Origin of the sequence: Pantoea sp. USHLN298 (genome assembly GCF_037149395.1) — a bacterium.
Taxonomy (GTDB): domain Bacteria; phylum Pseudomonadota; class Gammaproteobacteria; order Enterobacterales; family Enterobacteriaceae; genus Pantoea; species Pantoea astica.
Genome location: NZ_JBBCRO010000007.1, coordinates 37203 through 57402, shown reverse-complemented (window position 1 = coordinate 57402; position 20200 = coordinate 37203). Strand labels below are relative to the sequence as shown.

21 protein-coding genes are annotated in these 20200 nt (G+C 57.2%); 13 read left to right on the top strand and 8 right to left on the bottom strand.

Annotated elements, in window-relative coordinates:
• Positions 1 to 5: 5 nt before the first annotated feature.
• Complete coding sequence (tsgA, locus tag WFK59_RS18255; protein WP_031376798.1) at positions 6 to 1184, bottom strand: MFS transporter TsgA; 1179 nt, start codon at positions 1182 to 1184, stop codon at positions 6 to 8.
• A 260-nt stretch (positions 1185 to 1444) separates the two neighbouring features.
• On the opposite strand from tsgA, the gene ppiA reads away from it, so the two are divergent.
• The 5 genes from ppiA (at position 1445) to argD (ending at position 4790) form a co-directional block, all read left to right on the top strand.
• Positions 1445 to 2017, top strand: coding sequence for a peptidylprolyl isomerase A (gene ppiA, locus WFK59_RS18250; protein ID WP_094120247.1), 573 nt, complete (start codon positions 1445 to 1447; stop codon positions 2015 to 2017).
• Between the two features lie 100 nt (positions 2018 to 2117).
• Positions 2118 to 2288, top strand: coding sequence for a YhfG family protein (locus WFK59_RS18245; protein ID WP_233986934.1), 171 nt, complete (start codon positions 2118 to 2120; stop codon positions 2286 to 2288).
• Positions 2278 to 2871, top strand: a complete 594-nt coding sequence (locus tag WFK59_RS18240; RefSeq protein ID WP_336756726.1) for a putative adenosine monophosphate-protein transferase Fic — start codon at positions 2278 to 2280, stop codon at positions 2869 to 2871. The genes WFK59_RS18245 and WFK59_RS18240 overlap by 11 nt, the downstream gene beginning before the upstream one ends.
• Positions 2872 to 2912: 41 nt before the next feature.
• Positions 2913 to 3488, top strand: a complete 576-nt coding sequence (locus WFK59_RS18235; protein WP_336756724.1) for an aminodeoxychorismate synthase component II — start codon at positions 2913 to 2915, stop codon at positions 3486 to 3488.
• Between the two features lie 81 nt (positions 3489 to 3569).
• On the top strand, positions 3570 to 4790 hold the full coding sequence (gene argD / locus WFK59_RS18230; RefSeq protein WP_336756722.1) for a bifunctional acetylornithine/succinyldiaminopimelate transaminase: 1221 nt from the start codon (positions 3570 to 3572) through the stop codon (positions 4788 to 4790).
• A 1-nt stretch (position 4791) separates the two neighbouring features.
• On the opposite strand, the gene WFK59_RS18225 is transcribed toward argD, so the two are convergent.
• Complete coding sequence (locus WFK59_RS18225; RefSeq protein ID WP_233986938.1) at positions 4792 to 6867, bottom strand: YccS/YhfK family putative transporter; 2076 nt, start codon at positions 6865 to 6867, stop codon at positions 4792 to 4794.
• A gap of 57 nt (positions 6868 to 6924) precedes the next feature.
• Positions 6925 to 7557, bottom strand: coding sequence for a cAMP-activated global transcriptional regulator CRP (gene crp / locus WFK59_RS18220; RefSeq protein WP_000242758.1), 633 nt, complete (start codon positions 7555 to 7557; stop codon positions 6925 to 6927).
• 303 nt (positions 7558 to 7860) lie between these two features.
• On the opposite strand from crp, the gene WFK59_RS18215 reads away from it, so the two are divergent.
• Positions 7861 to 8265: an OsmC family protein gene (locus WFK59_RS18215; RefSeq protein ID WP_094120252.1), complete on the top strand. Its 405-nt coding sequence runs from the start codon at positions 7861 to 7863 to the stop codon at positions 8263 to 8265.
• Between the two features lie 27 nt (positions 8266 to 8292).
• On the opposite strand, the gene WFK59_RS18210 is transcribed toward WFK59_RS18215, so the two are convergent.
• From WFK59_RS18210 to WFK59_RS18200, 3 genes are all read right to left on the bottom strand, one after another.
• Entirely contained in the window at positions 8293 to 9162 is an 870-nt protein-coding gene (locus WFK59_RS18210; protein WP_233986939.1) for a phosphoribulokinase, read from the bottom strand.
• A 61-nt stretch (positions 9163 to 9223) separates the two neighbouring features.
• Positions 9224 to 9442, bottom strand: coding sequence for a YheU family protein (locus WFK59_RS18205; RefSeq protein WP_094120254.1), 219 nt, complete (start codon positions 9440 to 9442; stop codon positions 9224 to 9226).
• A gap of 4 nt (positions 9443 to 9446) precedes the next feature.
• Positions 9447 to 10463: a hydrolase gene (locus WFK59_RS18200; RefSeq protein ID WP_233986940.1), complete on the bottom strand. Its 1017-nt coding sequence runs from the start codon at positions 10461 to 10463 to the stop codon at positions 9447 to 9449.
• A 60-nt stretch (positions 10464 to 10523) separates the two neighbouring features.
• Between WFK59_RS18200 and WFK59_RS18195 the strand changes: the two genes are divergently transcribed.
• Positions 10524 to 11126 carry a LysE family translocator gene (locus WFK59_RS18195; protein WP_233986941.1) on the top strand — a complete coding sequence of 201 codons (603 nt, stop codon included), beginning with the start codon at positions 10524 to 10526 and terminating at the stop codon, positions 11124 to 11126.
• A gap of 1 nt (position 11127) precedes the next feature.
• On the opposite strand, the gene WFK59_RS18190 is transcribed toward WFK59_RS18195, so the two are convergent.
• Complete coding sequence (locus WFK59_RS18190; protein WP_336756719.1) at positions 11128 to 12108, bottom strand: LacI family DNA-binding transcriptional regulator; 981 nt, start codon at positions 12106 to 12108, stop codon at positions 11128 to 11130.
• Between the two features lie 236 nt (positions 12109 to 12344).
• On the opposite strand from WFK59_RS18190, the gene tauA reads away from it, so the two are divergent.
• From tauA to tauD, 4 genes are read left to right on the top strand one after another with little or no spacing between them, the layout of a single operon-like run.
• On the top strand, positions 12345 to 13325 hold the full coding sequence (gene tauA / locus WFK59_RS18185) for a taurine ABC transporter substrate-binding protein (protein ID WP_233986943.1): 981 nt from the start codon (positions 12345 to 12347) through the stop codon (positions 13323 to 13325).
• A gap of 10 nt (positions 13326 to 13335) precedes the next feature.
• Positions 13336 to 14103, top strand: a complete 768-nt coding sequence (gene tauB / locus WFK59_RS18180) for a taurine ABC transporter ATP-binding subunit (protein ID WP_336756717.1) — start codon at positions 13336 to 13338, stop codon at positions 14101 to 14103.
• The gene (gene tauC / locus WFK59_RS18175) at positions 14100 to 14927 is read left to right on the top strand and encodes a taurine ABC transporter permease TauC (protein ID WP_233986945.1); all 828 of its coding nucleotides are present in this window, start codon (positions 14100 to 14102) and stop codon (positions 14925 to 14927) included. Before tauB ends, tauC begins: the two co-directional genes overlap by 4 nt.
• Positions 14924 to 15763: a taurine dioxygenase gene (tauD, locus tag WFK59_RS18170; protein WP_233986946.1), complete on the top strand. Its 840-nt coding sequence runs from the start codon at positions 14924 to 14926 to the stop codon at positions 15761 to 15763. Before tauC ends, tauD begins: the two co-directional genes overlap by 4 nt.
• Before the next feature lie 50 nt (positions 15764 to 15813).
• Here tauD and WFK59_RS18165 read toward each other — a convergent pair whose 3' ends face one another.
• Entirely contained in the window at positions 15814 to 17718 is a 1905-nt protein-coding gene (locus WFK59_RS18165; RefSeq protein WP_336756714.1) for an ABC transporter ATP-binding protein, read from the bottom strand.
• A 112-nt stretch (positions 17719 to 17830) separates the two neighbouring features.
• On the opposite strand from WFK59_RS18165, the gene kefG reads away from it, so the two are divergent.
• Both kefG and kefB read left to right on the top strand, forming a co-directional pair.
• Positions 17831 to 18382, top strand: a complete 552-nt coding sequence (gene kefG, locus WFK59_RS18160; RefSeq protein WP_233986948.1) for a glutathione-regulated potassium-efflux system ancillary protein KefG — start codon at positions 17831 to 17833, stop codon at positions 18380 to 18382.
• Positions 18383 to 20188: a glutathione-regulated potassium-efflux system protein KefB gene (kefB, locus tag WFK59_RS18155; RefSeq protein WP_233986949.1), complete on the top strand. Its 1806-nt coding sequence runs from the start codon at positions 18383 to 18385 to the stop codon at positions 20186 to 20188.
• Positions 20189 to 20200: the final 12 nt, after the last annotated feature.

Below are 20200 nucleotides of genomic sequence, written 5' to 3'. Positions count from 1 at the left end.
AGAGATTAATGAGTGACGTGACCGTGTGAGCGATGTTTCGTGACCAGTCCCAGCAGGACGCACATCACAAACACCACGGCATAGAGACCGTTAGCGGTGACCAGCGCAGTATGGACGCCGCTCTTCTCAACGATCGGCGCGGTAACCACAAAGGTCAGCATGGTGCCGACGGTGCCGCAGGTCAGAATAAAGTTCACCAGTTTTGGTGACGCCACTTTGGTCTGCAGCGAGCCGAGCGTAATGATGGTGGTGTAAATGGCGCTGGAGCTGAAGCCCAGCACCATAATGATCCACTTCAGCATACCGGCATCCTGACTGCTGACGAACCAGTACATCAGCAGCGTTGCCAGACCCGCCAGCACCATCAGGATACGTTGCAGGTCGAAGAAACGCAGCAGGAAGCTGAACGCCCACATCCCGACCATATAGGCGGTCCAGAAGCTGCCGACCAGCTGTCCGGCGTTATCAATGTTCATGCCCATGACTTTGGTAGCGTATTCCGGTACCCAGGAGATAAAGCCAAGCTGACCCAGGATGTAGCACAGCGCGGCAACCGCCAGCAGCAGCACACCAACGCCCCATTTTTCCTTTTCGACGGTCGGGCTGTTTTCCGGCTTGCGCAGCACCGGAAACTCAACAAACAGCGTCATGATGAAAATCGCCACATAGATGAAGCCAATGCAGACGTAAACCCAGTACCATGGCAGCTGACGCGCCAGCAGAATACCCGCCAGCACCGGAAACAGCGTGCCCGCCATGCTGAAGAAGGAGTCGGTAAACAGCAGACGTGAGCCGCGCTGACGACCTTCGTACATGTGGGTAATCAGGAAGGTTCCGATCGACATAGTAATGCCGCTGACCACGCCCAGCACGAACATGCAGAGCGAGAAGATGCTGAGATCGCGGCTGGTCATTAAGCCAATGATCGCCAGTACCATCAGGACGAAACCGAAAATCAGCTGGCGCTTGAGTGGCACAATCACCATCAGCCAGGCATTAAGGAAAACGGCGGCCAGAATCCCGCTGTTAAGGAAGGTGAAGGTATTACTCATGCTGGAGATGGGGATCTGGAAATCTTTCGCGATATCGCCCATTACCATGCCGGTAACGATCACCAGCGCGCCGGTAAGCGCATACGAGAAAAAGCTTATCCAGGTAAGGCCGATACGATTACGGTTTGTCATGTTCTGAACCTGTTGGGAAACCGGTGGCAAAAAGTGTCAGAAAGTGTAAACGGAACTGTGATCTTAATAAACAACCAGTGAAACTGGAGATCTACATTTCATGTGTTGTGTGATTTTAATCACGCAAAAGAGAGGGTTTGAAGCGCGCTGGCGCTTTTTTAGCCGCAGCGTAAATATAGGTAAAACGCTGGTGCTTGCATTACATGCTCTTTACAATCAATCACGTTTTTGAGCTAGCTCTCCAAGGTAAGGAATCTTTCATGTTTAAACGTACTTTAACAGCGGCAATTACCCTGTTAGCGCTCTCATCTGTTTCCGCCTCGGCTCTGGCCGCAAAAGGCGATACCCACGTCCTGCTCACCACCTCTGCCGGCAACATCGAACTCGAACTGAATAACCAGAAAGCGCCGGTTTCGGTGAAAAACTTCGTTGATTACGTCAACAATGGTTTCTACAACAACACCATTTTTCATCGCGTGATCCCGGGCTTTATGGTGCAGGGCGGCGGCTTTACCACCGACATGCAGCAGAAGCAGACCAATGCGCCAATCAAAAATGAGGCGGATAACGGCCTGCGCAACCTGCGTGGCACTATCTCTATGGCACGCACTGCCGATAAAGACAGCGCCACCAGCCAGTTCTTTCTCAACGTGGCCGATAACGCCTTCCTCGATCACGGTCAGCGTGATTTTGGCTATGCGGTCTTTGGTAAGATTGTGAAAGGTCAGGATGTGGCTGACAAAATTTCTCAGGTACCGACCAAAGATGTGGGTCCTTACCAGAATGTCCCGTCTAAACCGGTAGTTATCCTCTCCGCTAAAGTTCTGCCTTAACGGTCCGGTCGCCATCTGCGGATGGCGACACCTTCCCGCATCCGGCAAAGCCAGAATTTGCTCTTATACTTATTAGGGCAAAACCGGAGCAGGAGGCGGCATGGCCAACAAACTCACCGAAAAACAAAAGGCCACACTGTGGCAGCAGCGGCGTAGCGCCAGCTATCAGGCCAGTTGTCGGCTGGAAGGCTTCAGCCACAATGAACCCGCGCTAAAAGGCGATGAGGCGGCGGCACGCCTGGCGTCGCTGAGGAGGCAATATGGTCTCTAATATCGCGGTCAGTCAGGATCCCTACCTGTGGCACAACGACAACGTGCTGAAGAATTTGCTCGATATTCATGACGCCGCCCAGCTGCGTAAAGCCGAGCTGAGTTTCAGCGCTGCCCGGCTGGCGACGCTGGAGTTAGGTCCGCGTAATGCCGGCTTTCCCTGGCTGCGGCTGATCCACCGTACGCTGTTCCAGGATGTTTACAGCTGGGCCGGTGAGCTGCGCACCATTGATATCTGGCGTGATGAGACACCCTTCTGTCACTTCGAATATATCGAAAAAGAGGGCAACGCCCTGATGGCGGCGCTGGAAGATGAGAACGGGCTGGCGGATCTGCCACGCGATGCGTTTGTGCAGCGCATTGCGCATTACTATTGCGAAATCAACGTGCTGCATCCTTTCCGTGAAGGCAATGGCCGGGCGCAACGCATCTTTTTCGAGCAGCTGGCGCTGCATGCGGGTTATCTGCTGGCGTGGGAAGCGATTGATGCCGAAAACTGGCTAGCGGCGAATCAGGCCGGTGTCGCGGGTGACCTGCAGCCGCTGGAGCAGGTTTTTGCGAAAGTGGTGAGCGAGCCGGCGTAACCGCGTAGAATAGCGGCGCTGATAACCACCCTGGATTCGTCATGCTGCTGCTGATCGACAACTACGACTCGTTTACCTGGAATCTCTATCAATATTTCTGTGAGCTGGGCGCGCAGGTGCGGGTGGTGCGCAACGATGCCATCACCCTGCAACAGATGGATGCGCTGCCGCTGACCCATCTGGTGATTTCACCTGGACCCTGCACGCCCAACGAAGCCGGTATTTCACTGGCGGCGATTCGCCATTTCGCCGGGCGGCTGCCGGTGCTGGGTGTCTGTCTCGGACATCAGGCGATGGCTCAGGCCTGGGGCGGCGAAGTGGTGCGCGCCCGCCAGGTGATGCACGGGAAAACCTCGCTGATCCAGCACAGCAACAGCGGCGTGTTCCGCCAGCTCAACAACCCACTCACCGTCACCCGCTATCACTCATTAATCGTCAAACGCGATACGCTACCCGACGCCTTTGAAGTCACCGCCTGGAGCCTGCGTGACGGCCAGCCCGACGAGATCATGGGAATCCGCCATAAAACCCTGGCGCTGGAAGGGGTGCAATTCCATCCTGAAAGCATTCTCAGCGAGCAGGGACACCAGTTGCTGCACAATTTCCTGACGCAATAGTTTGCCTTTGAGTGATTTTTTATGCATATTTTGTGATTATTATTTCACAGAAGCACAACAATCACTCAAAGGGAGTCACTCATGGCAGCCGAAAAAATTGCGGTCACACGCGAAACGTTCGATAACGTTATTTTGCCTGTTTATGCACCAGCGCAGTTCGTGCCGGTGAAAGGCAAGGGCAGCCGAGTCTGGGATCAGCAGGGCAAAGAGTATATCGACTTTTCTGGCGGCATCGCGGTGACTGCGCTCGGCCATTGCCATCCTGCGCTGGTAGAGACGCTGAAAAGCCAGGGCGAAACCCTGTGGCATACCAGCAACGTCTTCACCAACGAACCGGCGCTGCGTCTCGCCAGTAAGCTCATCAGCGCCACCTTTGCCGATCGGGTGTTTTTCGCCAACTCCGGTGCCGAAGCGAATGAAGCGGCGTTTAAACTGGCGCGCTATTACGCCTGCAAACGTCACAGCCCGTTCAAGAGCAAGATCATCGCCTTCCACAACGCCTTTCATGGCCGGACGCTGTTTACCGTGACGGTCGGCGGGCAGCCAAAATATTCTGATGGATTCGGTCCTAAACCGGCCGATATCGTCCATGTTCCCTTTAATGACCTGGATGCGGTGAAAGCGGTTATCGACGATCACACCTGCGCTATCGTGGTTGAGCCGATTCAGGGCGAGGGCGGCGTCGTGCCCGCCACGCAGGAATTTATGCAGGGGCTGCGTGACCTGTGCGATCAGCATCAGGCGCTGCTGGTGCTGGATGAAGTGCAGAGCGGCATGGGACGCAGCGGCAAGCTGTTTGCCTATGAGCATTACGGTGTGCAGCCCGATATTCTGACCTCTGCCAAAGCGCTGGGCGGCGGTTTTCCGGTCAGCGCCATGCTGACCACTAACGAGATCGCCTCGACTATGGCACCCGGCGTGCACGGCACGACCTATGGCGGCAATCCGCTGGCCTGCGCCATTGCGGAAACGGCGCTGGATATTATCAATACCCCTGAGGTGCTGGAAGGCGTTGATCTCCGGCGTCAGCAGTTTGTCAGCGCGCTGCAGGCGATAGATGCAAAATACGATCTGTTCAGCGACATTCGTGGTAAAGGCCTGCTGATTGGCGCGGCGCTGAAGCCGCAACACGCCGGCAAGGCGCGTGACATTCTGAATGCCGCCGCCGCGGAAGGCGTGATGGTGCTGGTGGCTGGCACCGACGTGATGCGTTTCGCGCCTTCACTGATCATCGAGCCCGCCGATATCGAAGAGGGTATGCGCCGCTTTGCGACCGCCGTCAGCAAGGTGATCGCCGGCTGATTTAGTTTTTGCGTAACCGTCTGATCAGCCAGCGGCCATGCTGTGGTCGCTGGCTCCACGCCAGCGATGAAATGGTGTGCATCACGCTCAGATGATCCAGAATGCGGCGCACATGCTGCTCCAGCACCGTCACCGGCCCTTCATTAATATTTTCCAGCTCATCCAGCAGATTGACCTGCGAACTGGCACCATCATATTCCAGCCGCTGCTGGCAACGTTGCAGCGCAATTTCGCACGACTGCAGATAGCGCTCCGCCAGCGTGGCGGTCAGCATGGTATGTTCCCGCGCCAGTATCGTCATCGCATTGATGTGCTCAACAATGAACTGGCTATGGGTGACCCACAGCCGCATATCCTTGAGATACTGGGCGTTAAAAGCCGGTTCCTGCATCGCCTGGTTCAGGGAGTTAAACAGCGCATTGTGCGCCTGATTAACCCGTACCCGCTGATAAGCGAGCTTCTCCGGCGACTGTTCCGCGCCCAGCAGCAGCCGCAGCGCATCCTGGTAAGTTTCCAGCGCGTCATGGGCGTTCTGTCGCAGCAAGCCGCTCTGCCACTGCGGCCAGAGCCACAGCATCCCGCCGAAGGCGATCAGGCAGCCCATCAGGGTATCCATCAGGCGCGGCAGCAGGAACTGCGCGCCATTCAGCGACAGCAGTTGCAGCGAGTAGACCGCCGTCACCGTGAAGCCAATCATCGACCAGCCGTAAAACTGGCGGGTAAAGCGGTAGCTGATAAAAGTGATCACCAGCATGATCATCAGCACCAGCGACTCCGGTACCGCGAGACGTAAGGTGGCGGCGGCAATCACCAGTCCGACAAAAGTGCCCAGCGCCCGGTGCTGAATACGAACCCGGGTGGCGCTATAGCCGTTCTGGCTGACGAACATAATGGTCATCAGAATCCAGTAGGGCTTCGGAATATTGAAAAACAGCGCCAGCGCACTGCCCAGCATCAGCATCACGGCAAAACGACCGGCGGTGCGCAGTGCAGACGAACGCCAGGAAAGATAACTGCGCAGCGCCGGCAGCAGCGGCAGACGGCGCTGGCGATCGGCCATCAGGTCACGCTGATAGAGCGGCTTTTGCGTACGCAGCACCCGCGCGATGCGGTTAAAGTGATAAAGACAGAAATTTCCCACCGGATTATCAGGATGCTGGCGGGCAATTTTTTCCAGCGCGCCGAGCTGCTTCTCCATGCCAAACCGATCGGGCAACTGGTGATAGAGAATGTTATCCGCCAGCACCCGTAAGCGGGCCGAGATGGTCTGGGCATTCCAGCGGATCACCGCTTCCGCATGGCTCTGCTCCACCAGTTTCTGCACCTCTTCCGGCTGATGCAGGCTGACCGAGATATGTTCCTGCAGATCCAGCGCCACCTGAAAAGCACGGGTCAGCCGCTTATGGCTGTGATCCCGACTGGCAGACAGCATGTGCATCTGCTGGTAACAGGTGGTGATCAGATCGACCACTTTTTGCTGACGCGCCAGCAGCGGCGGCAGGGCCTTTTCCGGATCGGTCAGCTGGGTCAGCAGGGTATATTTGGCGTCGCAATAGTTGGCCAGCTCACGGTAGATCAGGCTCAGGCTTTCGCGCATCGGCTGCTCTTTCCACAGCCAGAACCAGAACCAGTTAAACAGCCCGTACCACAGCGTGCCGCCGATATAGAGCAGCGGCGGTACGTAGATCGGCATACGGCCAATCAGACTCAGCGTGAAGATGGCGGCGATCAGCGAGCCCGGCAACAGACGGCCGTGCAACGGGCTAATTTCACCGGTGACGCCCAGCAGCAGCGGCATCGCGAACAGAATCAGCGGCAAAGGAATCGCGTGCAGCGTCAGCCACTGAATCAGAAAACTGCCGAGCGCAAACAGGCTGCCGCCAACAATCAGGCGTTTGAAGAAACGTTTATGCGGGGTATCCAGACCGGCGATATTGCAACAGGCGGGGACTAACGAGAACAGCAGACCTTTTTGCAGGTCGCCAGCCAGCCAGCCCAGCGCCACTGGCAGACAGAGCACCAGCGTTTGCCGCAAGGCATAATTGACTTCAGGATGGTAAATAATTCGACGCCACATCGGCCCAACACAAACAATAACGGCGCGATGTTGCCATCACGCCGTGGGTGACAGGAATTAGCGGGTGCCGTAAACGACGATGGTTTTGCCGTGTGCGGAGATCAGGTTCTGATCTTCCAGCATCTTCAAAATACGGCCCACGGTTTCACGTGAGCAACCAACGATTTGGCCAATTTCCTGACGAGTAATTTTAATTTGCATGCCGTCGGGATGCGTCATGGCGTCTGGCTGCTTCGCCAGGTTAAGCAGAGTCTGAGCAATGCGTCCGGTGACGTCGAGGAAAGCGAGGTTACCCACTTTTTCAGACGTAACCTGCAGGCGACGCGCCATCTGCGACGAGAGTCGCATCAGGATATCGGGGTTAACCTGGATCAGCTGACGGAATTTCTTGTAGGAAATCTCCGCCACTTCGCACGCGGTTTTCGCACGTACCCAGGCGCTGCGCTCCTGACCTTCTTCGAACAGGCCAAGCTCGCCAATAAAATCGCCCTGATTCAGGTAAGAAAGAATCATCTCTTTGCCTTCTTCATCTTTAATCAGAACCGCGACGGAACCTTTCACGATGTAGTAAAGCGTTTCTGCTTTTTCACCTTGGTGAATCAGCGTACTTTTGGATGGATACTTGTGAATATGGCAATGGGACAGGAACCATTCGAGTGTAGGGTCTGTTTGCGGTTTGCCGAGAACCATTCGCTATTATCCTCTGTTGTAATCGTGCCCAAAATACAGGGGGCAGTTTTCCCTGTCAGGCGATGAAAGCTTCAAGCGTTTCCCTTACAGGAAATTATTCGGGCTGCATTCGGCGCAGTGCGCATCATTCTTCCCGGCTTCGCCATCGGGTGACGAAAAATATTTTCAGCACTGTTTGTAGCACAGCTTTTGCCGACTGTCTTCTGTTGTCTCGCTTCAGCTAACAGCGGATTTCTCTGGATTGCTGTTTACCAGGCGAAAGCGTACTCTGACGGCAAAACCGCATATTCTGGAGCGAAAATCATGCAGGCAAGAGTGAAATGGGTAGAAGGGCTGACATTCCTCGGTGAGTCGTCGTCCGGCCATCAGGTATTAATGGATGGCAATTCGGGTGATAAAGCGCCCAGCCCAATGGAGATGGTGCTGATGGCGGCGGGCGGATGTAGCGCCATCGACGTGGTTTCAATTCTGCAAAAAGGCCGCAACGATGTGGCTGATTGTGAAGTGAAACTGACCTCAGAACGTCGTGAAGAGGCGCCGCGAATCTTTACGCACATCAACCTGCACTTTATCGTTAGCGGCAAAGCGCTCCAGGATAAAGCGGTCTCACGCGCGGTGGATCTTTCTGCAGAAAAATATTGCTCGGTTGCCATCATGCTGGGCAAAGGCGTCACCATTACCCACAGCTATGAAGTGATCGAACGCTGATCTCTGCGGGGGCCGCTCTGCGGCCTCTTATTCTATTCGCTTGCCTTCCACCAGTCGCTTCACCAGTGGTCCCATGATCAACTCCATCGCCAGCCCCATCTTTCCGCCCGGCACCACCAGCGTATTAATGTGCGAGATAAACGATCCCTGCAGCATCGCCAGCAGGTAAGGGAAGTCGATATCGTCCAGCGCCTGGAAGTGGATCACCACGAAACTCTCATCCAGTGACGGAATAGCACGGGCGGCAAACGGGTTCGAGGTATCCACCGTCGGCACGCGCTGGAAGTTAAGGTGAGTGCGCGAGAACTGCGGCGTAATGAAGTTGATGTAATCTTCCATCGAGCGCACCACCGAGTCCATCACCGCTTCCCGCGAATGGCCGCGTTCGCTGGTGTCACGCACCAGCTTCTGAATCCACTCCAGGTTGACAATCGGTACCACGCCGACCAGTAAATCGACATGCTCAGCCACGTTATGCTGGGCGGTCACCACGCCGCCGTGCAGTCCTTCGTAAAACAGAATATCGGTGTTTTGCGGCAGCGGTTGCCACGGCGTAAAGGTGCCCGGCACCTGATTCCACGGAACGGCTTCGTCATAGGTATGCAGGTATTTACGCGACTGGCCCTCACCGTTGAGCCCATACTGTTTAAAGCTCTGCTCCAGCAGGCCAAAGTCATTGGCTTCCGGACCGAAGTAACTGACATGACGGCCCAGATCGCGCGCTTTGCGGATCGCCATATCCATTTCCGGCCGGGTGAAGCGGTGAAAACTGTCGCCTTCCAGTTCGGCAGCGTGCAGATCGAGCTGCTGAAAGATTTTACGGAACGCGAGGCTGGTGGTGGTGGTTCCCGCGCCGCTGGAACCGGTGACGGCAATTATCGGATGGCGTGCAGACATAAAAAAGCTCCCTGTGAGGTCGGGCCATGGGCATTGTTACCATGAATTGCCGATCGGCGCATCAGCCGCGAAATTCTTTGCGCGGCATAATATTGACCGATTCATGCAGCTCCGACCACACCAGCACCACTTCACCGGTTTCCAGCTGGCGGCGGACGTCAGCCACTTTTTCGTTCAGGCTGCGCTCCTGCTCGCCGTAGTCGGTGCCTTCACGCAGCACGAAGGTTTCAATCAGATTTTCGAGGGTCTCAGGTGAGACCTGTTGCCAGGGAATAATCACAACGTCAGGTATCCAGAAAAGGGGTCATCCATTGGGGTATGCGCTGTTCAAGCCACATTTCGGGCTGGCGCAATGTCCCGCCGACAAAGCCAACGTGACCGCCGTGTGGGGTCAGCTGATAAGTAATAGTGGCAGATAATTGGCTGCTGTGCGGTATCACCTCATCACTCATGAACGGGTCATCTTTGGCATGAATGATCAGCAGCGGCTTAGCGACCTGTTTCAGCCAGGGCAGGGCGCTGGCACGCCGATAGTAATCAGCGGCATCGATAAAACCGTGGGCGCGAGCGGTGATCGCATCATCGAAGTCACGCAGACGCCGCAACGCTTTCAGTTGCGCCAGATTGACCGGCAACGTTTCTGGCCAGGCGTGCAGTTTGCGCCGCGCATTCTTCTTTAGCTGGGCCAGCAGGTAGTATTGATAAAAGCGCGAGAAACCGCGCTCCAGTCTGATGCTGCACGGTTCCAGCATCAGCGGCGCAGAGACAATGACGCCGGCATCAACCGGCGCATCCGACCCCTGCTGGCCCAGCAGACAACCCAGCATATTGCCGCCCAGTGAAAAGCCCACCGCGACGGTCGGAACCCGGCCCCAGCGGGATTGCAGCCAGTGCAGGAAATAGCGCGCATCTTCGGTTTCGCCGGAGTGATAGATGCGGTTCTGCCGGTTAGGTTCGCCGCTGCAGCCGCGGAAATGCATCACCACCGCCAGCCAGCCACGCGCGCGGCAGATCGCCATCAGCCCGTGGATATAGGGGCTGTGGAAGCTGCCTTCCAGCCCGTGAAACAGCACTACCCGGGGTTTATGCAGCGCCCGCTGCGGATCTTCACTCCAGGCGAGATCGACAAAATCGCCATCGGGCAGATCGAGACGCTGCCAGTGCGGATCGACGTTGATCTGCCGCCGCAACAGACGGGGCAACACCGTTTGCAGATGGGCATTGCGCAGACCCGCTAACGGGATAAATTGATCGGTGTCGGGTCCGGTGAATTTCATTCGGTAAAAGCTTGTCTGATCCATATCACACTGTTAGCTTCGATAGGTTTTTTGCTTGCTGGGGGTGAGGAGCACCCGATTGCTATGGAACTCAGTCTTTTCTTGTCGATGTTAGGATTCCTTTGGGTCGCCGCGATCACGCCAGGCCCTAATAATATGTTACTTACCGCAGGCGGTGCCAATTTTGGCTTTCTGCGTACGCTTCCCCTGATGATTGGCATCATGATCGGCATGCAGGTGATGCTGCTGATGGTGGCGTTTGGCGTCGGCGGGCTGATTCTGCTCTATCCCTCGCTGCATCTGGTGCTGAAAATCGCCGGTAGCCTCTACCTGCTGTGGCTGGCCTGGAAAATTGCCACCGCCAGCTATGAAAAACTGGATACCGATCAGGTGCCGGTTAAACCGATGCCGTTCTGGCAGGGTGGCTTACTGCAGCTGATTAATCCCAAAGCCTGGCTGATGGCACTGGGCGCGGTCGCCAGCTTTAGTCTGGCTGGCGACGCCTATCGTCAATCGGTGATGGCGATCAGTCTCGGCATGTTTATCGTCAATCTGGTGTCCGGGCTGATCTGGATGGGCTTCGGCGCGATGATTGGCCGTATCTTACGCAGCCGCCGCGCCTGGAAAATCTTCAATATTTCAATGGGGCTGCTGACGGCGGCCTGCGTTCTGCTCATCTGGCACTGAGTTAACTGGAGGCGCGTTCGACGCGCCTCCAGGGCAATACCTCGCGGATCACCGGCGCGTGCGGCTGACGAATTTTCTGCAACAGCAGCTGCACGCTTCGCGCCCCGAGCTGATACATCGGTTGTTCGATGGTGGTCAGCGGCGGGTTCAGGCTGCGGGTAAATGGAATGCCGTCAAAACCGACCACCGCCAGATCTTCCGGCACCCGCAGTCCCGCCTCCAGCGCCGCATGAATCACGCCTACCGCCAGCACATCTGACACTGCAAATACCGCATCCGGCGGCTGCGGCAGCGCGAGTAACTGCTGCAAAGCCTGGCTGCCCGCTTCGGTGGAGATATCGCTGGCGTAGGCGACACCAGACCACTCAAGTCCCAGCGCACTTATCGCCTGACGGTAACCCTGTTCACGGTGATGTGAATAGAGATAGCGCATATCCCCGTTAACCAGCCCGATGCGTTTGCGGCCTTTGCCGGCCAGGTAGTGCACGGTATCGCGCGCCGCAGCAAGATGATCAATGGTGACGGAGGAAGCCGGAATGGCGGGATCAAACTCCGAGCACTGCACCCAGGGCGCGCCCGCGATGATGTTCTGGAGATCCTGCAATCCTGAGGCCGCATCCATCGTGATGACGCCATCCACCACTTTGCCGGTCAGCAGCGTAAGGTAGGCGGCTTCGCGCTGGAGTTGCGACGCAGAGTGGCAGAGCAGGATGTGATAGCCGTGCAGCTCTGCTTCGGCCTCAATCCCCTGTACCACGCGCGAGCAGAATGGGTTGGTGATATCGGAAATCAACACCAGCAACATGTGACTTTGCGCGGTGCGCAGTTGCCGGGCTAATAAATTGGGCTGGTAGTCACAGGCGGCGATAGCCGACAGCACTTTCTCACGCGTATCGGGTTTGACGCCGGGATGGGCGTTGAGAACCCGCGACACCGTGGCTTTAGAGACGCCAGCCAGCTGAGCGACTTTCTCAATCGACATCGAACACAAAGACCTTTGCAGACAATAAACAGGAACGCATATCAATAACACAGGCCGAATGTGAGCGCCTGACATTTTTTGAGCTTCGGCTGTTTTTCAGCATTTGCGCTTTTTGACTTTGTTATGCAGATAGTGATCTAAGAACTTATTTCTATTAGGGATAATTTTTAATTCCTTGGTGAAACTATTCCCGCCAGAGACACTGCTGCCATCATAAAAAGGGTGGGGTAATAATCATGGCAGTCACAGCACGTTTAACGTTATTAGCCGCAGCGCTGGCGCTGCTGGCCTTCCGGGCAGATGCGGTCAATGTCACCGTGGCGTATCAGACGTCAGCCGAGCCAGCCAAAGTGGCGCAGGCTGACAACCGTTTCGCCAGCGAGAGTGGGGCCAGCGTCGACTGGCGCAAGTTTGACAGCGGCGCTGGCGTACTGCGGGCGCTGGCATCCGGCGACGTGCAGATTGGTAATATTGGCTCCAGCCCGCTGGCCGTAGCCGCGGCGCAGAAGCTGCCGATCGAAGCATTTCTGCTTGCTTCCCAGCTCGGTAACTCTGAGGCGCTGGTGGTGAAAAAGAGCATCGCCACGCCGCAGGATCTGATTGGTAAGCGCATCGCAGTGCCGTTCATTTCAACCACCCATTACAGCCTGCTGGCAGCGCTGAAACACTGGGGTATCAAGCCGTCGCAGGTGCAGCTGGTCAATCTGCAACCGCCCGCCATTATTGCCGCCTGGCAGCGCGGCGACATTGATGGTGCCTATGTCTGGGCGCCTGCCGTCAATGAACTGGAGAAAAACGGCAAGGTGTTAACCGATTCGGCGCAGGTGGGTAGCTGGGGATCGCCAACCCTCGACGTCTGGGTGGTGCGCAAAGACTTTGCTCAGCAGCATCCGGAGATCGTTACTGCGTTTGCCCGCAGCGCGCTGGCGGCTCAGCAAGCCTATCTCGACAATCCTGACAGCTGGCTGAAGCAGCCCGATAACCTCAGCAAACTGTCACGCCTGAGCGGCGTACCGGAAGCACAGGTGCCAGGCCTGGTGAAAGGCAACACCTACCTGACGGCGCAACAGCAGGTTGAGCAACTGGGCAAGCCGGTCAACAAGGCGATTGTCGACACGGCGCAGTTTCTGAAAGCGCAGGGCAGAGTGCCGCAGGCGGATAACGATTACAGCAGTTATGTCACCTCTCGCTTTGTTGAGCCGTTAGCCAAACCTTAAGGAGACGCCCATGCTACGCATCGCTCATCTGAATGCGCGTTATGCCGGGCAACCGGTGTTGCAGGATATCAATCTGCAGCTCGATCGCCGTGAACTGCTGGTGGTGCTGGGGCCGTCAGGCTGCGGCAAGACCACGCTGCTCAACCTGGTGGCCGGTTTTTTGCCGGTGGAGTCGGGCAGCATCACGCTGGATAACCAGCCGGTCACCGGACCGGGTGCTGAACGCGGCGTGGTCTTTCAGCATGAGGGGTTATTGCCGTGGCGTAACGTGCTGGATAACGTCGCCTTTGGATTGCAGCTGGCGGGTATGGCGCGTCAGGAGCGCGAAACTATCGCCCGCCGCCTGATCAGACAGGTCGGGCTGGAAGGGGCAGAAAAGCGGGCGATCTGGCAGCTGTCGGGCGGACAGCGGCAGCGGGTGGGCATTGCGCGCGCACTGGCGACCGATCCGCAACTGCTGCTGCTGGATGAACCCTTTGGCGCGCTCGATGCCTTTACCCGGGAGCAGATGCAGACCTTGTTACTGACGCTGTGGCGCGACAGCGGTAAACAGATCCTGCTGATCACCCACGACATTGAAGAAGCCATTTTCCTCGCCAGCGATCTGGTGCTGCTGTCGCCCGGACCTGGGCGGATTGTCGAGCGGCTCAGGCTCGATTTCGGTCAGCGCTTTGCCGATGGGGAGCCGTGCCGCAGTATCAAATCCGATCCGCAGTTTATTGCCCAGCGCGAATATGTGCTGAGCCGGGTGTTTGAACAGCGGGAGGCGTTTGCATGAGTGCGTTAATCAACGACAAAACCCTGCCGGTGCGACGCCGGTTACGCTGGCCGTTTTCCACCCGATTCTCGTTAAGCGTGCTGAGCGTCATGCTGCTGTTGCTGCTGTGGTGGGGCGTAACCGCGCTGGGATTGATCGCGCCCCTGTTTTTACCGCCACCGCAGCAGGTGTTCAGCAAACTGCTGCTGATTGCCGGCCCGCAGGGCTTTATGGATGCCACGCTGTGGCAGCATCTGGCGGCCAGTCTGACCCGTATGCTGATCGCGCTGTTTGCTGCTGCGGCCATCGGGATTCCGGTCGGGATTCTGATGGGTCTCAGCCCGGTGGCGCGTGGCCTGCTTGATCCACTGATCGAGCTCTATCGTCCCATCCCGCCGCTGGCCTATCTGCCCTTAATGGTGATCTGGTTCGGCATTGGTGAAACCTCGAAAATTCTGCTGATTTACCTGGCCATTTTTGCGCCGGTGGCTCTCTCTACCCTGGCCGGCGTGCGCAATACCCAACAGGTGCGCATCCGGGCGGCGCAGTCGTTGGGCGCGACCCGCTGGCAACTGCTGCGCTGGGTGATCCTGCCTGGCGCGCTACCCGAAATCCTCACCGGGCTGCGCATCGGTCTGGGGGTTGGCTGGTCAACGCTGGTAGCGGCGGAGCTGATTGCGGCAACCCGTGGTCTCGGCTTTATGGTGCAGTCAGCCGGCGAGTTTCTCGCTACCGACGTGGTGCTGGCGGGCATCGCGGTCATCGCCCTGATTGCGTTTAGTTTAGAACTCGGCTTACGTGCCCTGCAGCGCCGTCTGACGCCGTGGAATGGAGAACAATCATGAATGAACGTCTGAATTTTCAACCGCTGGGTCCCTATATTGGTGCTCAGGTTTCTAACCTTGATGTTTCACGGCCGCTCAGCGATGCGCAGTTTGAACAGCTCTATCACGGTCTGCTGCGTCATCAGGTGCTGTTTCTGCGCGATCAGGTGATTACGCCGGAGCAGCACCGGGCGCTGGCAATCCGCTTTGGCGATTTGCACATTCATCCGGTCTATCCGCACGCCGACGGGGTTGAAGAGATCATCGTGCTGGATACGCATCAGGACAATCCGCCGGATAACGATAACTGGCATACCGACGTCACGTTTATCGAAACGCCACCAGCGATCGCGTTGCTGTCGTCAAAGGTGCTGCCGGAAGCGGGCGGTGACACGCTCTGGACCAGCGGCATTGCTGCGTATGAGGCGCTCTCAGCACCGTTTAAAACGCTGCTGGCTGGCCTGACCGCCGAGCACGATTTCAAAAAGTCTTTCCAGGAATATAAGTACCGCAAAACGGCAGAGGAGCATCAGCGCTGGCAGCAGGCGGTGGCGAAGCATCCGCCGGTGCAGCATCCGGTGATCCGCACCCATCCGGTCAGCGGCAAAAAGGCGCTGTTTGTGAATGAAGGCTTTACCACGCGGATTGTTGATCTGAGCGAGAAAGAGAGTGAGACGCTGCTGGGGTTCCTGTTCAGCCACGTTACTAAGCCGGAGTTCCAGGTGCGCTGGCGCTGGCAGCCGAACGATCTGGCTATCTGGGATAACCGGGTGACCCAGCATTACGCTAATGCCGATTATTATCCGGCGCGGCGGATCATGCAGCGGGCAACGGTTCTGGGGGATAAGCCGTTTTAAGACGCGGCGACGGAGGCGTTCTCCCCGATGAAGAGGAGAACGCCAGCCGTTTAACTGGCCAGCATCTGTTCTAGTTTTTCCTGCGCTTCCAGCCAGGCCATTTCGACCTCTTCCAGCGCGGACTTACTTTCCGCCTGGCGCTGCAGGGCGGCGGTCAGATCCGTTTTCCGGCTTTGCTCGTAAATAGCGCTGTCGGCCAGCTGATTTTCGGCTTCGGCCAGCTGTTTTTGCCATTGAGTCATCTGTTTTTCCAGCTTCTCAATCTCTTTGCGCAGCGGCTGCGTCTGGGTTCGCAGTTCCGCATCGCGGCGCTTCTGGTCTTTACGCGCCTGGGCGCTGTTGCCGTTATCCAGCTTTGGCGGGGCATCCTGTTGCGCCTGCTGCTTCTGCAGATCGCTCAGCCACTGCTGGTAATCTTCGAGGTCGCCCTCAAACACATCTACTTTGCCATCATGCACCAGATAGAGATCGTCGGTGGTCGCACGTAACAGATGGCGATCGTGCGAGACCACCACCAGCGCACCTTCAAAATCGATCAGCGCTTCGGTCAGCGCCTGACGCATATCGAGATCGAGATGGTTGGTCGGTTCATCGAGCAGCAGCAGGTTAGGGCGCTGCCAGACAATCAGTGCCAGCACCAGGCGCGCTTTCTCACCGCCGGAGAAGCGCTCGGTGATCTCAGTGACTTTATCGCCACGGAAATCGAAGCCGCCGAGATAGTCGCGTAGCTGCTGTTCCAGCACGTTTGGCGCAATGCGCGACAGATGCTGCAGCGGTGACTCATCGGCCCGCAGGTATTCCAGCTGATGCTGCGCGAAATAACCGAGCTTGATCCCTTTCGCCAGCCCCATCTTGCCCTCCATCGCCTCCAGCTCACCCGCCAGCAGCTTAATCAGGGTCGATTTACCGGCACCGTTACGTCCCAGCAGCCCGATGCGCGAGCCTGGGACCAGGTTGAGCTTGATGGCGTCGAGAATAATACGATCGCCATAACCCGCCGTGACCCTCTCCATCTTTATAAGCGGATTAGGCAGGTTCTCCGGCTTGCGGAAGGTAAATTTGAACGGGTTATCGACATGGGCAGGGGCGATCAGCTCCATGCGCTCCAGCATCTTGATGCGGCTCTGCGCCTGCTTCGCCTTGGTGGCCTGAGCACGGAAGCGATCAATGTAGCTGTGTAAATGCGCCACTTTCTCCTGCTGGCTCTCATACAGCGACTGCTGCTGAGCCAGCTTGGCGACGCGCTGCCGCTCAAAGGAGCTGTAGTTGCCGGTATATTCGAACATCGATTCCTGTTCGATATGGATAATTTTGTCGATGACCGGATCGAGGAAGTCACGGTCATGGGAGATCAGGATCAGCGTGCCTTCGTAGCTTTTCAGCCAGCGCTCCAGCCAGATCACCGCATCGAGATCGAGGTGGTTAGTCGGTTCATCAAGCAGCAGCAGATCGGAGCGGCAGATCAGCGCCTGCGCCAGGTTAAGGCGCATACGCCAGCCACCGGAAAAGTCGCTGACCGGACGCTGCAACTGCTCCTGACTGAAGCCCAGGCCGTGCAGCAGGCTGGCGGCGCGCGCATGGATGCTCCACGCCTGTACCGCATCGAGCTTGCCGTGCAGCAGGGCAATGGCATTGCCGTCGTCGCGCTGGTTAGCGTCTGCCAGTTCCGCCTCAAGCTGGCGATACTCACGGTCCCCGTCAATCACATACTCCAGGGCCGGTTTACCCAGCGCTGGCGTCTCCTGATTAACCCAGGCCAGCGCCCAGTTGGACGGAAAAGTGACGGAGCCGGCGTCGCTGGTGATCTCACCTTTTAACAGCGACAGCAGCGTGGATTTACCACAGCCGTTTTTACCCACCAGACCGACCTTCTGGCCAGGATTGATGGTAGCGGTAGCGTTATCGAGCAGAACGCGGATGCCGCGGCGAATTTGTAAGGCAGAGAAGACAATCATGTAAGCGCCGTATCGTCAGAATATGTTAATTTACTGGCAACATAATGAGATTTTGCTGCGTCGTGCATGGTAGCGGAAAACCGCACCAATGACGACGCTTTGGAGGGAAAGGATGTCGCAACCACCCAGGGTTTTGCTGCTTTATGCTCATCCGGAATCGCAGGATTCGATCGCCAATCGAATTTTACTGCAGCCGGCTCAGGCACTGGAACATGTCACGGTGCACGATCTCTACGCGGCCTATCCCGATTTTTTCATCGACATTCATCATGAACAACAGCTGCTGCGCGACCATGAGGTGATCATTTTCCAGCATCCGCTCTATACCTACAGCTGTCCGGCACTGCTGAAAGAGTGGCTGGATCGGGTGCTGTCACGCGGCTTTGCCAACGGTGTCGATGGCAATGCGCTGGAAGGTAAATACTGGCGCAGCGTGGTCACCACCGGCGAACCGGAAAGCGCCTTTAAGCACCACGGTCTGAATCGCTATTCGATGAACGACATTATGCGGCCTTTCGAACTGACGGCGCAGATGTGTCGCATGCACTGGATGCCACCGATGGTGGTCTACTGGGCGCGCCGTCAGAATCCCGATTTAATGAAAAATTATGCCCGCGCTTATGGTGACTGGCTGGCAGCACCGCTGCCGAATGGAGGGGTGTAAATGGAAGGACAAACGCTGCTGACCGCGGGGGTAATCTACCTGGTGGCGGCGGTACTGATCGTCCCGGTGGCGGCTCGCCTCGGTATTGGTGCCGTTCTGGGCTATCTGGTGGCGGGTATTGCCATCGGCCCGTGGGGATTAGGGTTTATCAGCGACGTTGATGAGATCCTGCACTTCTCTGAGCTCGGTGTGGTGTTTCTGATGTTTATCATCGGGCTGGAACTGAATCCGGCCAAGCTGTGGGCGCTGCGTCGTTCAATCTTTGGCGTCGGCGCGGCACAGGTCATCTTCTCGGCGGCGATTCTGGGCGGCTTATTGTGGCTGACCGACTTTAGCTGGCAGGCGGCGGTGATTGGCGGGATAGGCCTGGCGATGTCCTCTACCGCCATGGCGTTACAGCTGATGATGGATAAAGGCATGAACCGCAGCGAATCGGGCCAGCTCGGCTTTTCGGTGCTGCTGTTTCAGGATATCGCGGTGATCCCGGCGCTGGCGTTGATTCCGCTGCTGGCGGGCACCGATAGCGGCCATATCGACTGGATGAAGGTTGGCATGAAGGTGCTGGCCTTTGCCGGCATGCTGGTGGGCGGCCGCTATCTGTTACGGCCGATCTTCCGTTATATCGCGGCTTCCGGCGTGCGCGAAGTGTTTACCGCCGCCTCGCTGTTGCTGGTGCTGGGCTCGGCGCTGTTTATGGACGCGCTCGGCCTGTCGATGGCGCTCGGGACCTTCATCGCCGGGATCCTGCTGGCGGAGAGTGAATATCGGCACGAGCTGGAAGTCGCCATCGATCCATTTAAAGGGCTGCTGCTTGGACTGTTCTTTATTTCGGTGGGGATGGCGCTCAACCTGGGTGTGCTCTATACCCATATTATGACCATCCTGCTCGGCGTGCTGACGCTGGTGGTGGTAAAAACGCTGGTGCTCTATGTGCTGGCGCGGGTCTACGGTCTGCGCAGCTCCGAACGCCAGCAGTTTGCCGGGGTACTGAGCCAGGGTGGCGAATTTGCCTTTGTGCTGTTTTCTGCCGCCGCCTCGGCGAAGCTGTTTTCCGGCGATCAGCTGCCGATGCTGCTGGTGACGGTGACGCTGTCGATGATGACCACGCCGCTGCTGATGCAGGGGATTGATCGCCTGCTGGCGCGCCGTTTCAATGAGCCGGACGACGAGGCGGAAAAACCGTTCGTCGAGGACGATCAGCCGCAGGTGATTGTGGTGGGCTTTGGTCGATTCGGGCAGGTCGTGGGCCGTTTGCTGATGGCGAACCATAGTCGTATCACCGTACTGGAGCGCGATATCAGCGTCGTCAGCCTGATGCGGAAATATGGCTATAAGGTTTATTATGGCGACGCGACAGAACTGGAACTGTTACGCGCCGCCGGGGCCGCCAGCGCGCAGTCGATCGTGATTACCTGTAACGAACCTGAAGATGCGATGACGATCGTGCATTTATGTCAGCAGCATTTTCCCCATCTGCAGATCCTGGCGCGTGCCCGTGGCCGTGTTGAAGCACACGAGTTGTTGCAGGCGGGGGTCACCCAGTTCTCGCGTGAGACTTTCTCCAGCGCGCTGGAACTGGGACGTAAGACCTTGATGTCACTGGGCATGCATCCGCATCAGGCGCATCGCGCCCAGCAGCATTTCCGTCGGCTGGATATGCGTATGCTGCGTGAGCTGATGCCGAATCTCACTGACAGTGCGCAGGTTTCACGCGTCCGTGAAGCGCGGCGTGAACTGGAGGATATCTTCCAGCGGGAAATGCAGCAGGAGAAGCGGCAGCTGGATGGCTGGGATGATGATGAATAACGTGATTAAACA

What these genes read in the sequence shown, in the direction of transcription:
- tsgA (WP_031376798.1), bottom strand. Translation starts at nt 1,184, where the DNA reads ATGACAAACCGTAATCGTATCGGCCTTACCTGGATAAGCTTTTTCTCG.
- ppiA (WP_094120247.1), top strand. Translation starts at nt 1,445, where the DNA reads ATGTTTAAACGTACTTTAACAGCGGCAATTACCCTGTTAGCGCTCTCA.
- WFK59_RS18245 (WP_233986934.1), top strand. Translation starts at nt 2,118, where the DNA reads ATGGCCAACAAACTCACCGAAAAACAAAAGGCCACACTGTGGCAGCAG.
- WFK59_RS18240 (WP_336756726.1), top strand. Translation starts at nt 2,278, where the DNA reads ATGGTCTCTAATATCGCGGTCAGTCAGGATCCCTACCTGTGGCACAAC.
- WFK59_RS18235 (WP_336756724.1), top strand. Translation starts at nt 2,913, where the DNA reads ATGCTGCTGCTGATCGACAACTACGACTCGTTTACCTGGAATCTCTAT.
- argD (WP_336756722.1), top strand. Translation starts at nt 3,570, where the DNA reads ATGGCAGCCGAAAAAATTGCGGTCACACGCGAAACGTTCGATAACGTT.
- WFK59_RS18225 (WP_233986938.1), bottom strand. Translation starts at nt 6,867, where the DNA reads ATGTGGCGTCGAATTATTTACCATCCTGAAGTCAATTATGCCTTGCGG.
- crp (WP_000242758.1), bottom strand. Translation starts at nt 7,557, where the DNA reads ATGGTTCTCGGCAAACCGCAAACAGACCCTACACTCGAATGGTTCCTG.
- WFK59_RS18215 (WP_094120252.1), top strand. Translation starts at nt 7,861, where the DNA reads ATGCAGGCAAGAGTGAAATGGGTAGAAGGGCTGACATTCCTCGGTGAG.
- WFK59_RS18210 (WP_233986939.1), bottom strand. Translation starts at nt 9,162, where the DNA reads ATGTCTGCACGCCATCCGATAATTGCCGTCACCGGTTCCAGCGGCGCG.
- WFK59_RS18200 (WP_233986940.1), bottom strand. Translation starts at nt 10,463, where the DNA reads ATGGATCAGACAAGCTTTTACCGAATGAAATTCACCGGACCCGACACC.
- WFK59_RS18195 (WP_233986941.1), top strand. Translation starts at nt 10,524, where the DNA reads ATGGAACTCAGTCTTTTCTTGTCGATGTTAGGATTCCTTTGGGTCGCC.
- WFK59_RS18190 (WP_336756719.1), bottom strand. Translation starts at nt 12,108, where the DNA reads ATGTCGATTGAGAAAGTCGCTCAGCTGGCTGGCGTCTCTAAAGCCACG.
- tauA (WP_233986943.1), top strand. Translation starts at nt 12,345, where the DNA reads ATGGCAGTCACAGCACGTTTAACGTTATTAGCCGCAGCGCTGGCGCTG.
- tauB (WP_336756717.1), top strand. Translation starts at nt 13,336, where the DNA reads ATGCTACGCATCGCTCATCTGAATGCGCGTTATGCCGGGCAACCGGTG.
- tauC (WP_233986945.1), top strand. Translation starts at nt 14,100, where the DNA reads ATGAGTGCGTTAATCAACGACAAAACCCTGCCGGTGCGACGCCGGTTA.
- tauD (WP_233986946.1), top strand. Translation starts at nt 14,924, where the DNA reads ATGAATGAACGTCTGAATTTTCAACCGCTGGGTCCCTATATTGGTGCT.
- WFK59_RS18165 (WP_336756714.1), bottom strand. Translation starts at nt 17,718, where the DNA reads ATGATTGTCTTCTCTGCCTTACAAATTCGCCGCGGCATCCGCGTTCTG.
- kefG (WP_233986948.1), top strand. Translation starts at nt 17,831, where the DNA reads ATGTCGCAACCACCCAGGGTTTTGCTGCTTTATGCTCATCCGGAATCG.
- kefB (WP_233986949.1), top strand. Translation starts at nt 18,383, where the DNA reads ATGGAAGGACAAACGCTGCTGACCGCGGGGGTAATCTACCTGGTGGCG.